Origin of the sequence: Hymenobacter pini, assembly GCF_020421205.1 — a bacterium.
GTDB lineage: Bacteria > Bacteroidota > Bacteroidia > Cytophagales > Hymenobacteraceae > Hymenobacter > Hymenobacter pini.
On record NZ_JAIZZH010000002.1, the window covers coordinates 358,290 to 374,227 of the forward strand.

The 15,938-nt window shown below is 60.1% G+C and carries 14 protein-coding genes; 13 read left to right on the forward strand and 1 reads right to left on the reverse strand.

The window, feature by feature from the left end; translation table 11 throughout:
* The first annotated feature begins 42 nt into the window (after window positions 1-42).
* The 13 genes from LF252_RS08095 to groL all read left to right on the forward strand — a co-directional run bounded on the left by LF252_RS08095 (window position 43) and on the right by groL (window position 13,976).
* Window positions 43-723, forward strand: coding sequence for a uracil-DNA glycosylase family protein (locus LF252_RS08095; RefSeq protein ID WP_226269079.1), 681 nt, complete (start codon window positions 43-45; stop codon window positions 721-723).
* A 130-nt stretch (window positions 724-853) separates the two neighbouring features.
* The gene (locus LF252_RS08100; RefSeq protein WP_226269080.1) at window positions 854-1,954 is read left to right on the forward strand and encodes a Nif3-like dinuclear metal center hexameric protein; all 1,101 of its coding nucleotides are present in this window, start codon (window positions 854-856) and stop codon (window positions 1,952-1,954) included.
* Window positions 1,944-2,693 (forward strand): zinc ribbon domain-containing protein, encoded by a 750-nt coding sequence (locus tag LF252_RS08105; RefSeq protein WP_226269081.1) that lies wholly within the window; start codon window positions 1,944-1,946, stop codon window positions 2,691-2,693. The genes LF252_RS08100 and LF252_RS08105 overlap by 11 nt, the downstream gene beginning before the upstream one ends.
* Before the next feature lie 62 nt (window positions 2,694-2,755).
* Window positions 2,756-4,252: a tetratricopeptide repeat protein gene (locus LF252_RS08110; RefSeq protein ID WP_226269082.1), complete on the forward strand. Its 1,497-nt coding sequence runs from the start codon at window positions 2,756-2,758 to the stop codon at window positions 4,250-4,252.
* 193 nt (window positions 4,253-4,445) lie between these two features.
* Entirely contained in the window at window positions 4,446-5,717 is a 1,272-nt protein-coding gene (gene pabB, locus LF252_RS08115; RefSeq protein ID WP_226269083.1) for an aminodeoxychorismate synthase component I, read from the forward strand.
* A gap of 324 nt (window positions 5,718-6,041) precedes the next feature.
* Complete coding sequence (gene miaB, locus LF252_RS08120) at window positions 6,042-7,502, forward strand: tRNA (N6-isopentenyl adenosine(37)-C2)-methylthiotransferase MiaB (protein WP_226269084.1); 1,461 nt, start codon at window positions 6,042-6,044, stop codon at window positions 7,500-7,502.
* 42 nt (window positions 7,503-7,544) lie between these two features.
* Complete coding sequence (locus LF252_RS08125; protein ID WP_226269085.1) at window positions 7,545-7,931, forward strand: four helix bundle protein; 387 nt, start codon at window positions 7,545-7,547, stop codon at window positions 7,929-7,931.
* A gap of 50 nt (window positions 7,932-7,981) precedes the next feature.
* Window positions 7,982-9,304 (forward strand): sigma-54 interaction domain-containing protein, encoded by a 1,323-nt coding sequence (locus LF252_RS08130; protein WP_226269086.1) that lies wholly within the window; start codon window positions 7,982-7,984, stop codon window positions 9,302-9,304.
* Window positions 9,285-9,815: an LptE family protein gene (locus LF252_RS08135; RefSeq protein WP_226269087.1), complete on the forward strand. Its 531-nt coding sequence runs from the start codon at window positions 9,285-9,287 to the stop codon at window positions 9,813-9,815. The genes LF252_RS08130 and LF252_RS08135 overlap by 20 nt, the downstream gene beginning before the upstream one ends.
* A 148-nt stretch (window positions 9,816-9,963) precedes the next feature.
* Window positions 9,964-11,313: a hypothetical protein gene (locus LF252_RS08140; RefSeq protein WP_226269088.1), complete on the forward strand. Its 1,350-nt coding sequence runs from the start codon at window positions 9,964-9,966 to the stop codon at window positions 11,311-11,313.
* Window positions 11,314-11,706, forward strand: a complete 393-nt coding sequence (secG, locus tag LF252_RS08145) for a preprotein translocase subunit SecG (RefSeq protein WP_226269089.1) — start codon at window positions 11,314-11,316, stop codon at window positions 11,704-11,706.
* Between the two features lie 290 nt (window positions 11,707-11,996).
* Entirely contained in the window at window positions 11,997-12,287 is a 291-nt protein-coding gene (groES, locus tag LF252_RS08150) for a co-chaperone GroES (RefSeq protein WP_045687497.1), read from the forward strand.
* A gap of 48 nt (window positions 12,288-12,335) precedes the next feature.
* A complete protein-coding gene (groL, locus tag LF252_RS08155) occupies window positions 12,336-13,976 on the forward strand; it encodes a chaperonin GroEL (protein WP_226269090.1) in 1,641 nt (546 codons plus the stop codon).
* 348 nt (window positions 13,977-14,324) lie between these two features.
* Here groL and LF252_RS08160 read toward each other — a convergent pair whose 3' ends face one another.
* Window positions 14,325-15,746, reverse strand: coding sequence for a peptide MFS transporter (locus LF252_RS08160; protein ID WP_226269091.1), 1,422 nt, complete (start codon window positions 15,744-15,746; stop codon window positions 14,325-14,327).
* Window positions 15,747-15,938: the final 192 nt, after the last annotated feature.

Genomic DNA, 15,938 nt, shown 5'->3' on the forward strand with positions numbered 1-15,938 from the left:
TGCCACCCCACCCTTCCACCGCCAACTGCCGTAAGGCCGTCTATGCCCTTCGCCGACCGCCTGCTTCGCTTCCTCACCCAGTTTCCGCTGCCGCCCGCGTTGCCCGAGGGCGTGGAGGCCGTTAGTCCGTACCAGCAGCCGGGGCCGCGGGAGCTGCTCACGCAGTTTGCCCGGCTCTACTACCGCGGCGAGCAGCCCCGGGTGGCCTTACTGGGTATCAACCCGGGCCGCCTGGGCAATGGCCGCACCGGCGTGGCCTTCACCGACCCCGCCACCCTCTCCGACTGGGGCATCCCGAACGAGTTGCCGCGCCGCCGGGAGCCCTCCAGCGAGTTTGTGCAGCAGGTCATTCTGGCGTTGGGCGGCCCGGCGGCTTTTTACGAGCGGTTTTTCCTGGGCTCCCTTTACCCGCTGGTGCTCTTGAAGGACGGCCGCAACTATAATTTCTACGACTCGCCAGCGGTAACCGACGCGCTGTGGCCCGGCATCCGGGCGTCGCTGCAACAGCAGGTAACGGAAGTGGGGCTGGCCCGGCAGGCAGTAGTGTGCCTGGGCCGCCGCAACGCCCGGTACCTGCAACGACTGAACGAGGAGCTGCAGCTGTTTAACCAGATTCACGTGCTCGACCATCCGCGGTTTTTGATGCAGTACAAACGCCGAAATCTGGCAGAAAACGTGGCCCGTTACGTGGAAGTGTTAATGGAATGTGAGCGAATGAGTTGAAATGTGAGCAATATGTCCGGAACCGTTGGGAAGCCGCCTGGTGCGCGTTTCTCCGTTTGCCATTCCTATGCATATCCATTCATTTTGCTCACATTTACCCCATTCCCCGGATTTCTCACCTTACCCAAACATGCCCAAGCTCCTTGACCTGATGCGGGTGCTGGAACAGGCTGCCCCGCCGGCCTACCAGGAAAGCTACGACAACGCCGGCCTGCAGTGCGGCGACCCGCAACTGGAAGTGCGCGGCGTGCTTATTGCCCTCGACTGCACCCCCGCCGTGGTGGACGAGGCCCTGCGCCGGGGCTGCAACGTAGTGGTGGCCCATCACCCGCTCATCTTCAAACCCCTAAAGCGCCTCACCGGGGCCAACGAGGTGGAGCAAACCCTGCTCAAAGCCATCCGCCACGACGTGGCCATCTACGCCGCCCACACCAACCTGGATAACGTGCGGCACGGCGTCAACCGCAAGCTGGCCGAGAAGCTGGGCCTGCAGAACCTGCGCATCCTCGACCCCAAGCCCGGGCTGCTGGGCAAGCTCATTACCTACGTGCCCCCCACCCACACTGAGGCCGTGCTGCAGGCCCTGTACTCGGCCGGCGCGGGCCAGATTGGGCAGTATGCGGAGTGCAGCTTCCGCTCGGAGGGCACCTTCACCTTTACCCCGGGCCCGGAAACAAACCCGTTCAGCGGCCAGCGCGGCCAGCCGCACACCGGCTCCGAGGACCGCGTAGAAGTGCTGCTGCCCCTGCACCTGCAGGCCGCCGCCCTGCGCGCCCTGCGCCAGGCCCACCCCTACGAGGAAGTGGCCTACGAGCTGATCAAGCTGGAAAACCTGCACCAGGAGGTGGGCTCCGGTATGGTGGGTGAGCTGCCCGAGCCCCTGATGCCCGCCGAGTTCCGGCAGCGGCTGCGCGCGGCGTTGGGCGTGCCCGTGGTCAAGCACACCGAGTTCGGGGAGCCCATCCGCACGGTGGCGCTGTGCGGCGGGGCAGGCAGCTTTCTGATTGGCAAGGCCCGCGCCGCCGGGGCCCAGGCCTACGTCACCGGCGACCTGAAATACCACGAATACTTCCTGCCCGAAGGCCGCCTGATGCTCTGCGACGTAGGGCATTTTGAGAGCGAGCAGTTCACCGGCGAAATCTTCCGGGATTTGCTTATGGGCAACTTTGGAAGTACTTTTGCGCTCTTGATTGCAGAGACCCTCACCAACCCAGTCCGTTATGATTTCTAATCCGTCCGTGGAAATTCCGGTAGCCAGCAAGCTGGAAGCCCTTCTGAACCTGCAGCGCATCGATTCGCAGCTCGACGAAATCCGGCGCGTGCGCGGCGACCTGCCCGAAGAAGTGCAGGACTTAGAGGACGAAATTGCGGGCTACGAGGTGCGCGTGAGCAAGTTCGACGAAGAAATTGCCGGCCTCAACGACCAGATTAAACAGCGCAAGCAGAACGCCAAGGACGCCGACGGTCTGATTAAGCGCTACGAAGACCAGCAAACCAACGTCCGCAATAACCGCGAGTACGAGGCCATTGCCAAGGAAATTGAGCTCCAGAAGCTGGAAATCCAGATTTCGGAGAAGAAAATCAAAGAAGCTCAGTACCAGATTGAGCTGAAAAACCAGGAAATCAGCGGCACCAAGCAGAAGCTGGACGAGCGGAAGAAAGACCTCGACAACAAGAAGTCGGAGCTGGAAACCATCGTGAGCGAGAGCGAAGCCGATGAGAAAAAGCTGATGGACGAGCGTTCCGAAGCCGTAAAACCAGTAGAGGAGCGCCTGCTGATGGCCTACACCCGGATCCGCGGTAACGTGCGCAACGGGCTGGCCGTGGTAACGGTGAAGCGCGACGCCTGCGGCGGCTGCTTCAACACCGTACCGCCCCAGCGCCAGGCCGACATTATCGCCCACAAAAAAATCATCGTGTGCGAGCACTGCGGCCGCGTACTGGCCGACGTAGAGGCCCGCAACGCCTAAGCTATTTTGCGTCTTTTAATAGAAGAACGGCCTTGTTTCGGGGCCGTTCTTTTTTTGTTCTTATGAGTTTTCTCGCAGTGGTTCGCAGTAGGTGGCGCAGTGGTTCGCAGTGGCTGTTGTGGTTGCTGCTGTGCACCCTTGTGCCCGGCCGTTGCCTGGGCGAGCCCCCACGCGATACGCTCACTCCCACCCAGGCCAAAGCCTACGCCGAAGTGCTGAACATGCGCCCCGCTGCGGCCCGGGCCCTGCTCAACGGCTCCGACGCCGGCACGCTGCTGGTGCAGGACTGCCTCGGCATCACGGAACTGCTGGTGAGCCAGGATGCCAGCCGGTACGCGGCCACCGTGCAGGCCCAGGACCAACGGCTGCAGCAGCTGGAGCAGCAGCCCGCCGGGGCCCTGCCGACCTACACCGCGGCCGAAATTCGGCTGCACCAGGCCGCCGCGCAGGTGGTGTTCGGGCACGAGGTACAGGGGGCTTGGAGTTTGCGCCAGAGCTACCTGGCCATGCAGCAGGTGGTGCGCCGCTACCCGCAGTACCTGCCGGCCCGCAAAACGCTGGGCATGCTGCAGTTTTTCATTGGCTCGTTGCCTGAGTCGTACCGCTGGTTTCTGAAGCTGCTGGGGCTGCCCGGCTCCGTGGAGGCGGGCCTGCACAACCTGCGCCGGGCGGCCGCCGAGCCCAACGACTTCCAGCTGGAAAGCCGGCTGATTCTGGCTTTGCTGGAGGAAACCTACTACAAAAAGCCCGAGGCAGCCCTTACGCTCATGGGCACGCTGCAGCGCCAGCAGCCCCGCAGTCAGCTCCTGAGCTACCTGCTCATCAGCCAGCTCAAGAAGCAGCACCGCACCGACGAGGCCCTGGCCGCCTACCGCGCCCGGCCCACCGGCCCCGAGTACCTGCCACTGCCCTACCTGCACCACATGGCCGCCGACTTGCTGCTGTATCAGGGCCAGTACGCGGCTTCGCAGCGCGAAAACCTGTTGTTTTTGCAGCAGTACCAGGGCCAGCACTACCGCAAGGATGCCTGGTTCAAACTGTATCTGGCGGCGTGGCTGGGCGGCAGCCCGGCTGCGGCCGATAAGTACCGCCGACAGATTGGCGCGGGCGGCCGCACGGTGCTGGAGGAAGACACCTACGCCCAACGGTTTCTGGAGGATAAGCAGCCGCTGAACCCGGTGCTTACCCGGGCCCGTCTGCAGATTGACGGCGGCTACTACCGCCCGGCCCTGGCCACCCTCGACGGCTTCGAGCCCACTGCCGCCACGCCCCTGCGCGACCGGCTGGAGGAGCCCTACCGCCGCGCCCGGGCCCTGCACCTGCTCGGCCGCCCCGACTCGGCCAGGCCCTATTACGCCCGCACCATTGCCCTGGCCGGCACCGCGCCCTACTATTTCGCGCCCCAGTCGGCGCTGCAGCTCGGCTACCTGTACCAGGCCGAGGGCCAGGCCGCCACCGCCCGCGCCTACTTCCGCAAAGCCCTGAGCTACCCCCGCCACGAGTACAAGAACAGCACCGACACCAAAGCCAAACTGGCGCTGAAGGAGCTGGGCGAGTGAGGCTGCTGAGAGCAGGATATAGAACGTCATTCCGAGCGAAGCCGAGGAATCTCGCGTGCTGACGTTGCAATGCTATTCAGACGTCAGCCGAGCGAGATGCTTCGCCTCCGGCTCTGTACGACGGCCTTTCTAGTACGCGGTCCACCGGTCCTCGTCAAAGCAAGTTGGCAGTTCGGTCCCGTACCTTTGCCCTGTGCTTTCCGTTCCGCTTTCGTCCCTCCCGCCCGACTTCCGCGCCCGCGCTTTGCGCTGGGCCGCGCAGTTTCCGCATTGCGCCTATTTGGAATCCAACGACCTGGCCTACCCCGAAGGCCCTTTCCGGCGGCTGCTGGGCGTAGCTGAGGATGCCCTCGCTGCGCCCCGCTCCCTCACTAAGCTGAGTTCCTGGCTAGCAGCTACCGATGGAGCCGCCCCCCGGCTGGGATTTGTCACCTACGACGTTAAAAACGAACTAGAGGACCTGCGCAGCGCCAACCCCTCGGGCCTCGCCTGGCCGGCGCTGCACTTCTTCCAGCCCCACACCTGGCTGCACTGGCGCGCCGACCACCTCGAAATCCACGGCCGCACCGCTGGGGTGCTGGCGGCTATTCTGGCCATGGCGGTGCCGACGCTGCCGCCCCCCGCGGTGCCAATCTTCACCCCACGGATGCCCAAGGCAGAGTACCTGACGGCAGTGCAGGCCGTGCGCGAGGATATTTTGAATGGGGAGGTGTACGAGCTGAACCTATGCCAGGAGTTCTACGCCGAAAACGTGCGGATTAACCCGGTAGACGTGTTTCTGCGGCTGAATGCGGCCTCACCGGCCCCGTTTGCGGGCTTCGTGCGCCACCACCACCACTACCTGCTGTGCGCCTCGCCCGAGCGGTTTCTGGCCCGGCAGCAGGCGCGGCTGGTGTCGCAGCCCATTAAGGGTACCATCCGCCGCGGCGCTACGCCGCCGGAGGACGAGCAGCAGCGCCAGACGCTGCTGCACGACGAAAAGGAACGGGCCGAAAACCTGATGATTGTGGACCTGGTGCGCAACGACCTGGCCCGCGTGGCCCGCACCGGCTCGGTGCAGGTGCCCGAGCTGTTCGGCCTCTACCCGTTCCGCCACGTGTGGCAGATGATTTCGACGGTTACGGCCGAGGCACGCCCGGGAATCGGCCTCGCCGACGTGCTGCGCGCCGCCTTCCCGATGGGCTCGATGACGGGCGCGCCTAAAATCCGGGCCATGCAGCTGATTGAGCACTACGAGCGGGCCCGCCGCGGCCTCTACAGCGGCAGCATCGGCTACGTGGACCCCGACGGCGGCTTCGATTTCAACGTGGTCATCCGCAGCCTGCAGTACCGCCAGGATACCGGCCACCTCAGCTTCCAGGTCGGCTCGGCCATCACCTACGACTCCGACCCCGAGCGCGAGTACGCCGAATGCCTCCTCAAAGCCCGGGCAATCCTGGAAGTGCTAGGCGCGGTGGTGAGGTAGGTGGTTGGGTGGTTAGGATAAGGTCCGTCATTGCGAGGCCGGAGGCCGAAGACATCCTTCCTTTCCCTTTTCTACACGCTGAACCCAAACGAAGCCCCTGGTATAACAGGTTTTAGAATAGGCCGGGGCTTGGCACCCTGAAAAGGACGGATTGCTTCGTCGTGCCTCCTCGCAATGACAGTACCCATCCACCTAACTACCCAACCACCTAACCACTCAACAACCCATCCACCCACTCCTGCCATTCTGTCATTTTCACCCGAAAAAGGCTACCTTTGCCGTTCTCTGAATTGTGATGCCGCTGCCTGTTGCAGGCCCTTTGCCATGTCCCAACCACTGATTACCCTCGATTTCCTCGATACGCCCACCCTGCCCACTCCCACTACGGAGGCCGCCACTCACGCCCATGAACCCTCGGGCGAGGTGCGCGTGAACCCCAGCACCCGCACGGGTAAAAGCCGCAAGCTCTACATTGAGAGCTACGGCTGCCAGATGAACTTCTCCGACTCGGAAATCGTGTCGAGCATCCTCTTCAACGAGGGCTTCGACACCACCGACCAGCTCGATGCTGCCGACTTGGTGCTGCTCAACACCTGTTCCATCCGCGAGAAGGCCGAGCAAACCGTGCGCATGCGCCTCAAGCAGATTAACGGCCACAAAAAGCGCAACCCCGGCCTGCTGGTGGGCGTGCTGGGCTGCATGGCCGAGCGGCTGAAAAGCAAGTTTCTGGAAGAGGAGAAGCTGGTGGACCTGGTAGTGGGCCCCGACGCCTACCGGGACCTGCCCCAGCTGATTCAGCAGGTGGATGGCGGCCAGAAGGCCGTGAACGTGCTGTTGAGCCGCGAGGAAACCTACGCCGACATCACGCCGGTGCGCCTGAACTCGAACGGTATTACGGCCTTCATCAGCATCATGCGCGGCTGCGACAACATGTGCTCCTTCTGCGTGGTGCCCTTCACCCGGGGCCGGGAGCGGAGCCGGGACGCCCACAGCATTGTGCAGGAAGCCCGCGACCTGGTAGCGGCCGGCTATAAGGAAGTGACCCTGCTGGGCCAGAACGTGGACAGCTACAAGTGGGCCTCCGAGGACGGTACCGAGCAGGTGAACTTTGCCCAGCTGCTGGAACAGGTGGCGCTGGTGAGCCCCGAGTTGCGGGTACGCTTCTCCACCTCCCACCCCAAGGACATCACCGACGAGGTGCTGCACACCATGGCCCGGTACGAGAACATCTGCAAATACATTCACCTGCCGGCCCAGAGCGGCAACTCGCGGGTGCTCAAGCTGATGAACCGCACCTACGACCGGCCCTGGTACGAGGAGCGCGTGCGGGCCATCCGCCGCATCCTCGGCGACGACTGCGCCATCAGCACCGACATGATTGCCGGCTTCTGCTCCGAAACCGAGGAGGAGCACCAGGATAGCCTTAGCCTGCTCGATTTCGCCCAGTACGACATGGGCTACAACTTCTTCTATTCAGAGCGCCCCGGCACGTTGGCCGCCCGCAAGCTGGAGGATGATATTCCGCTGGAGGTGAAAAAGCGCCGCCTGCAGGAAATTATCGACCGGCAGCAGCTGCACGCCCGAGCCCGCTACGCCCGCATGGTAGGCCGCGTGCACCGCGTGCTGGTGGAAGGCCCCTCGAAGCGTAGCCAGGAACACCTGAGCGGCCGCAACAGCCAGAACCAGGTGGTCATCTTCCCTAAAGGCACCGCCCAGAAAGGCGACTACGTAGATGTTTTAGCAACTAGCACGACGGGAGCAGCACTGCTGGGCGAGATGGTGTAGAGCCCGTTTTGCGTTATTCGTTTTCTGTTTTTCGGCCGCTGTATGAATTCTGGCTCAGCAGGCAGCACACAATCCTACAAAGACTTGGCTGTCTGGCAGCAAGGCCGCAAGCTGGTCAAGTCGGTTTACATGCTGACTAAAGGTTTCCCGGCCGAAGAACGCTACGATTTGGTAAGCCAGATGCGGCGGGCAGCCGTGTCAATCCCCTCTAATATTGCAGAAGGCTGCGGTAGACAGTACCCAAAGGATACCATTCAGTTTCTGGTAACTGCCCGTGGCTCACTGTACGAACTGGAAACACAAACTTACCTGTCATTCGACCTTGGCTATATCACTGAAGGCCAGCTAATGGCTTCTGTGCAGGAGTTCGAGAAGACCATTCAGCTACTGCAGGGTTTTATTCGCTACTACCGAACTCTTATAAAGTAGTATTCTGCCCTATCCGTCGATAAACAAGAAACAAAAAACGAAAAACGCCTTTGACACCTTCCGAAATACAATCAATCAAGCAACGCTTCGGCATTATCGGCAACGCGCCGGCGCTGAACTACGCCATTCAGGTGGCGGCCCAGGTGGCGCCTACTGACATGACGGTGCTGATTACCGGCGAAAGTGGCTCCGGTAAAGAGTCGTTTTCCAAGATCATCCACGCCCTGTCGCCGCGCAAGCACGGGCAGTTCATTGCTATCAACTGCGGGGCCATTCCGGAAGGCACCATCGACTCGGAGCTGTTTGGGCACGAGAAAGGCTCGTTTACCGGGGCGCAGGAGGCCCGCAAGGGCTACTTTGAGGTAACCAACGGCGGCACCATCTTCCTCGACGAGATTGGCGAGATGCCCCTGGGCACTCAGGCCCGCCTGCTGCGCGTGCTCGAAAACGGCGAGTTTATTCGCGTGGGCTCCTCCAAAGTGCAGAAGACCGACGTGCGCGTGGTGGCCGCTACCAACGTGAATCTGCTGGATGCCGTGCGCGAAGGTCGCTTCCGCGAAGACCTGTACTACCGTCTCAACACGGTGCCCATTACGGTTCCACCACTGCGTGAACGAGGCGACGATATCTACTTACTATTCAGAAAGTTCGCCACGGATTTTGCTGATCGTTACCGGGTAAAGCCCATCAGTCTCACCCCCGATGCGGTGCAGGAGCTGCAGCGCTTCCGCTTCCCCGGCAACATCCGCCAGCTCAAGAACGTGGCCGAGCAGATGTCGGTGCTGGAAACCGACCGGGAAATTGACGCCCGCGGCCTGCGTCGGTACCTGCCCCAGGAACAATCGTCGCAGCTGCCCATGCTGGTGCACGCCGCCGGCAGCGCCACCGACGGGGCCGGTAACGCCTACTCGGAGCGCGACCTGCTGTACAAGGTGCTGTTCGACATGCGCCGCGACATGACGGACCTCAAAAAGCTGGTGCTGGATATGGCCGGCGGGCCTCGCTCGGCGCAGGACGCCCAGGAACTGCTGCGCCAGAACAGCCACCTGTTCACCAACGTGCAGGTTTCCCCCTACGAGGGCCCGGCTGCCCGGTCCCTGCGCCCCGAGGTGGGCCCTTCCGAATTCATCCTGAACCCGCGCGAGCTGGCCGTGGAAGACGCCACCGACTACGAGGAAGAAGCCCAGCGCGTGGAGGATATTTCGCACGAAACCGAGGAAGAAACGCTGAGTTTGGAGGCCAAGGAAAAGGAAATGATTATTAAAGCGTTGAAGAAGCACAACAACAAGCGCAAATACGCCGCGCATGATTTGGGCATCTCAGAACGCACCCTCTATCGGAAACTCAAGCAATATGATCTGGAACAAGCGTAACTGGGCTTTTGGGCTGTATTTGCTACTGCAGCCGCTGTTCAGCGGCTGCGGAATTTACTCGTTCAGCGGCACCAATATTGACCCCACGGTCAAGACGATATCCATTGCCACCTTCGCCAACAACGCCAACAACGGGCCCTCGTTCCTGTCGCCGCGGTTTACGGAAGATTTCAAGGATTACTTCCAGCGCAATACCTCGCTAAAGCTGGTGCCCCGGGACGGCGACTTACAGTTTGAGGGTCAGATCATTGCCTACGATTTTGCACCGGCTGCCATCCAGAGTACCAATGGCCAGGACCAAGCCGGAGCCAACCAGCTCACCATTCAGGTGCGGGTGAAGTTCACTAACACCAAGGACCCCAAGCAGGATTTCGAGCAAACCCTGCAAACCACCCGGCCTTTCCCCGCCACCCGCGACATTACCAGCATCAACAACGACCCCACGGCCCTGCGGGAGTTGTTCCGCAACATCATCACCGACGCCTTCAATAAGTCGGTAGCCAACTGGTAAACGCTGCGCGGCTAGGGTAAATCCTGTAAATTGGCGCATTGTTGCGGCCCTTTGCCCAGGCCGGAGGCTGCAACTTTCTCTTCATTTCCCTTTGTACAGCCTGTTGGCCGTTGCTTCGGCGGCGGGCTGTTTTTAGCGTATTCCCTGCATGACCCGCGCGTCGCTTTTGCACATTCTGGACCACGTGAACGGAATTTCGGATGCCGAAATTCGGGAGCTGGAGCAATTGGCGGCGGCGTTTCCGTATTGCCAGACGGCCCATGTGCTACTGGCCAAAGCCTCCCACGACCGGGGTAGCATGCTGGCCAGCCAGCGCCTACGACGGGCCGCTACCTACGCCGCCGACCGGGAGTTGCTGCGGCAATTACTGGAGCAGCCTGTAGCCCCCCAACCCGTCGTCACCCCCGAGGTTCCAGTGGCTGCATCGGCCTTTGATGAACCAGTTGCGGTAGTAGCGCCAGAGCCGGAGCCTCTTCCGGAGGCTACACCAGTACAGGAATTGCCTGCCACGGAGGATTTACTCACGGCAGAGCCTGCCTCTACTCCAGCCCTTTTGCCGCAGGACGCTGCGGAATCTGTTACGCCAGCAAAGGTTGCAGATGCAGAGCCTATTGCCGAAGAAGTTGAGCCCTCGTCCACTGAAACATCACCGGCGTATGTATCGGATACAGAGCTATTTGAAATACCGCACCCCGATGTTATTACGGCACCAAAAGAGCCAGTAGCCGAATCAAGCTCTCCGGAATCATCTGCCCCTGCAGTGGAGGAACAACCGGCTGAGGTAGCCCTATCTAATACAGCTGAACCTGCGACCACCGAAACAGCGGTTCCTGAGGCCGCAGCAGAGGCGGACGACGATGTACTGCCGGCCGTGGCCCCGCCCATTCGCCCCCCGGCCGACGGCGGCATTTCCCGGTTTGAGTTTGGCCTCAGTCAGCCCGCATTGGCCGAGCCGGTTGGCTATCAACTGCCGGGCTTGGAGGACGAGGAGGACGATGAACTACCAACGCTCAGTTCTCTGACTACGGCCCCGGCCCCGGTAGTAACCGCCCCATTCCGCGCCGATGCCGACCTGGGGTATGCCCTTGGGGCGGGCAGCCGCTTAGGCTATGACTTGCAGGCCCACGATGGTTACACGCTGGATTTGCCTCTGGATGCTTTCTTCGAGCCCGATGCATTGCTACTGGCCCATTTGAAGTCTCACAAGCCCAAGCCGGTGTCGTCATCGCTGGATCTGATTAACCGTTTCCTCAAGACCCAGCCGCGCATCAAAACGCCGGCGGGCCTGCCCCTACCAGCCGAGGAACAGCCCGACTTATCAGTGCGCAGCACCAGTGCGGCCCCGGCCATAGCCTCCGAAAGTCTGGCCAAAATAATGGTACGGCAAGGCAAGAAGGATAAGGCCATTGAAATATATGAACGGCTTATGGCGCGCCAGCCGGAAAAAAAGGCGTATTTTGCCGAGCAAATCCAACAACTGCAACAACCTTCGGAGTAGATGTACTACGTTCTTATTGCCCTGATTCTTCTTGTGTGCTTCCTGCTGGCCGTAGTAGTGCTGGCCCAAAACCCCAAAGGGGGCGGAATTTCCAGCCAGTTTGGCGCTGGCGGTGCGGCCCAACTCATGGGCGTAAAACGCACCGGCGACCTGCTGGAAAAACTCACCTGGGGCTTCGCCATCGGGCTGATGGTCCTGAGTTTGGGCACCCACATGATTGGGGATGCCCCCACTGCAGGCCCGGCCCGCAGCATTAACCAGCAAAAAGCCTTAGAATCCCGCCCGGCTCCTGCCCCGGCTACTCCGGCTCCCGCTATGCCCGGTGCTGCCGCTCCTGGCGCTGCGCCCGCTATGGCTCCGGCCGCTCAGCCTACCCCGGCCCCGGCCCAGTAAGCTGCTCTTCGCATTGCACCTCAAACCGGTGGTTTCCGCGTAGGAAGCCACCGGTTTTTGTTTGCCCCGGTCTGCCTCCGGGATTTTGCCCGAACTTCTGCCGTTCCGCCGCGTACAGCGGCGGGCTGCTCTGCCGATTTTTCTGCCACACCTGACAAGCACCCGAATAATTTGGGCCGGAAAGCCGCCACAGGCGTTCATTCTGTCAGGTTTTGCGGAGCTGGCACAGGAAGTGCAGCACGCCCGGCAACACCCTAGATTTGTGTAACCTTTCAACCAAAACGTACAATATGTCGCTTAGCATCAAACCGCTGGCTGACCGCGTAATCATTGCGCCCGCCGCCGCCGAGGAAAAAACCAAATCGGGCATCATCATCCCCGACACGGCTAAAGAAAAGCCCCAGCGTGGTGAAGTAGTGGCCGTAGGTGAAGGCAAAGTGGCCGACAACGGCACCACCATCAAACCTCAGGTGAAAGCAGGTGACCAGGTACTCTACGGCAAATACGCCGGTACCGAAATTACCGTGGACGGCCAAGACTACCTCATCATGAAGGAGTCGGACATTTTTGCCGTACTGTAAGGTTTCCTTTCTCCCATCCCTCTCTGATTCCAAACACCCGAACCCACGATGGCTAAGAACATCCAATTCGATACCGATGGCCGCGACAAACTGAAGCGCGGCGTAGATAAACTGGCAAACGCCGTGAAGGTAACCCTGGGCCCCAAAGGCCGCAACGTGGTTATCGACAAGAAATTCGGTGCCCCCACCATCACCAAGGACGGTGTATCGGTAGCGAAAGAAATTGAGCTGGCCGACGCCGTAGAAAACATGGGCGCGCAACTGGTGAAAGAAGTAGCCAGCAAAACTGCCGACCAGGCCGGCGACGGTACCACTACCGCTACCGTACTGGCCCAGGCCATTTACACGGCTGGTTCCAAAAACGTAGCTGCTGGTGCCAACCCCATGGACCTGAAGCGCGGCATCGACAAGGCGGTACAAGCCGTAGTTGCCAACCTGAAGTCGCAGTCGAAGAAGATTGAAAACTCGTCGGAAATTGCTCAGGTAGGTGCTATTTCGGCCAACAATGACATGGAAATCGGCAAAATGATTGCCGACGCCATGGACAAAGTAGGCAAGGAAGGCGTGATTACCGTGGAGGAAGCCCGCGGCACCGAAACCGAAGTAAAAACGGTGGAAGGCATGCAGTTTGACCGCGGCTACCTGTCGCCCTACTTCGTGACCAACCCCGAGAAAATGGAGGCGGAGTTCGACAACCCCTTCATCCTCATCTACGACAAAAAGGTGAGCACCATGAAGGAGCTGCTGCCCGTGCTGGAACAGGTGGTACAAACCGGCAAACCGCTGGTCATCATCTCCGAAGACGTGGACGGCGAAGCCCTGGCTACCCTGGTAGTAAACAAACTGCGTGGCTCGCTGAAGATTGCCGCCGTGAAAGCCCCCGGCTTCGGCGACCGTCGCAAGGCCATGCTGGAAGACATTGCCGTGCTGACCGGCGGTACCGTTATCAGCGAAGAGCGTGGCTACAAGCTGGATTCGGCTACCCTGGAGTACCTGGGCACTGCCGAGAAGGTGATTATCGACAAGGATAACACCACCATCGTGAACGGCAAAGGCTCGAAAGACGCCATTACCAGCCGCGTAAACGAAATTAAAGCTCAAATCGGCACCACTACTTCCGACTACGACAAGGAGAAGCTGCAAGAGCGCCTCGCCAAGCTGTCGGGCGGCGTAGCTATCCTCTACATCGGTGCTTCTACCGAAGTAGAAATGAAGGAGAAGAAGGACCGCGTAGACGATGCCCTGCACGCCACCCGCGCCGCCGTTGAAGAAGGCGTAGTGCCCGGCGGTGGTGTGGCCCTGGTGCGCGCCATCGACGCCCTGGAAAACGTGGATACCCTGAACGCCGACGAGAAAACCGGTGTGCAGATTATCCGCACTGCCATTGAGGCTCCCCTGCGCACCATCGTGGCCAACGCCGGTGGCGAAGGCTCGGTAGTCGTACAGAAAGTTCGTGAAGGCAAAGCCGACTTCGGTTACAACGCCCGCGAAGACAAGTACGAAAACCTGATGGCCGCTGGTATCCTCGACCCCACTAAGGTTACGCGTCTGGCCCTGGAAAATGCCGCTTCTATTGCCGGCCTGCTCCTGACCACCGAATGCGTAATCTCGGATGAGCCCGAGGAAGACAAGGGCCACTCGCACGCTGGCGGTGCCCCCGGCATGGGTGGCATGGGCGGCATGATGTAGTAGCCGTTAATTCATAAAAAAGCCCCGCTGGACTTCGGTCCGGCGGGGCTTTTTTATGAGCTATAATTGTCAGTTCCCCTTAAGCAGCCGGGCAAACACAAGCGTGAAAAAGCCCGGCATTCCGAGCGAAGCCGAGGAATCTCGCGTGCTGACGTCAGATGGCAACTCTACTGACGCAATAGCTACTTCAAATGGTTCACCACTACACCTGACGTGATACGCATCCTGTAGCCAGAGTGCTTGCCTGCCAGCAACTGTATTATACCCACGAAAAAGCCCCGCCAGCATTGCTGACGGGGCTTTCAGTATTCCAGAACGAAATCCGACGATTCCGTTTGAAACTATAATCTAGCCGCGGCCGTGCATCATAGCAAACAGTTTTTTCGCAATGGCAATCAGCACCAGACCCGCTAGAATAACGAAACCGGCAATGAGGCCGAATACTTTCAGGGCACCCAGTTCCTCCACGTACGAGGCAATGTAGCCACCCGCAATCTGGGCCACGAAGGGTGCCAAGAACCATACCCCCATCAGCATAGAAGTGAGCGTGGGGGGCGACAAGCGCGACACCATACTCAAACCAATGGGAGACAGCATCAACTCGCCCACAGTGTGGAAGAAATACGTAGCAATCAGCCACCACAGGCCCGCTTTAATGGCCTGGTCCTGTACGTCGCCGCCGCGCTCCATTGCGGCACCTACCATGAACAGGAAGCCTACGCCCAGCAGCACCATACCCAAGCCCATTTTCACGGGTATGCTCAGATCTTTGCCTCTACGGGCCAGGCTCACCCAGAGGGCAGCTACCGGCGCGCCCAGCAACACAATGAAGCCAGCGTTAACGGACTGGAACCAGGAAGTTGGAATTAGGAAGCTGCCTACCTGCCGGTTGATGAATTTATCGGTGTAGAGCGTAAGCGAGGAACCAGCCTGCTCGAAACCGGCCCAGAAGAACACCACAAACAGCGTGATGATGAAAATAACGGCCATGCGGTCCGTTTCTTCCTTGGTCAGCGGAGTCTTTTCAACGACGGCCGATTTGTCGGCTCCCTGGCCCTCGGGGTACATGCCCACGTCGCCGAGGTACTTGCGGCCCAGCAGGTTAAACGCCAGCTGCCCAATGAGCATACCGATACCAGCAGCCATAAAGCCGTAGCGGAAGCCGTAGCTCATAATTTCGCCGGCAGCGTTTTTGGTAGCAAACAGATCTTCGGCCAGGTAACCGCATACCAGCGGCGCGAAGAATGCGCCCGTGTTGATACCCATGTAGAAGATGGTGAAGGCCGAGTCGCGGCGCGGGTCGCCCTGCTCGTAGAGCTTGCCTACAATCGTGGAAATATTGGGTTTGAAGAAGCCGTTACCCAAAATCAGCAGCAACAAACCCAGCAATGTGGGCCAGGGCATACCGAATGCGGCCGCCTGCGTAGACAGGTCCGGCTGCATGAACAGGAAAAACTGCCCAACGGCCATTGTAATGCCCCCAATGAGGATAGCTCGGCGCTGCCCGATGTACTTATCAGCCAGCCAACCACCAATAATGGGCGTGAAGTATACAAAACCGGTGAAATAGCCATACAGCAGCGTGGCACTGGCTTCAGGAATACCTAGGCCGCCCTCAAGAGCCGTTTTGGTGAGATAAAGCACCAGCAGGCCGCGCATGCCGTAGTAGCTGAACCGCTCCCACATTTCGGTGAAGAAGAGTAGGTAGAGGCCCGGCGGGTGGCTTTGCCGCATGGTGGGCTGCTCCTGAACGGCAGTGGTCGTTTGCATGAAAAGGAAAAAGTGAAGTGAAGAAAACCCTGCAGTTGCAACTGCAGGGCAGGTTGGTAAAGCTACAAAAGTTTCGCAACCCAACCGATGCAGGCAGGCTCCAGCTTAGCGGCTACTGACAAACATTTGTAAGTATGAAAAAAACCCAAGCGAAAATTCGCTCTTTTTTCACCTTTCACCGTACAGGGCTCG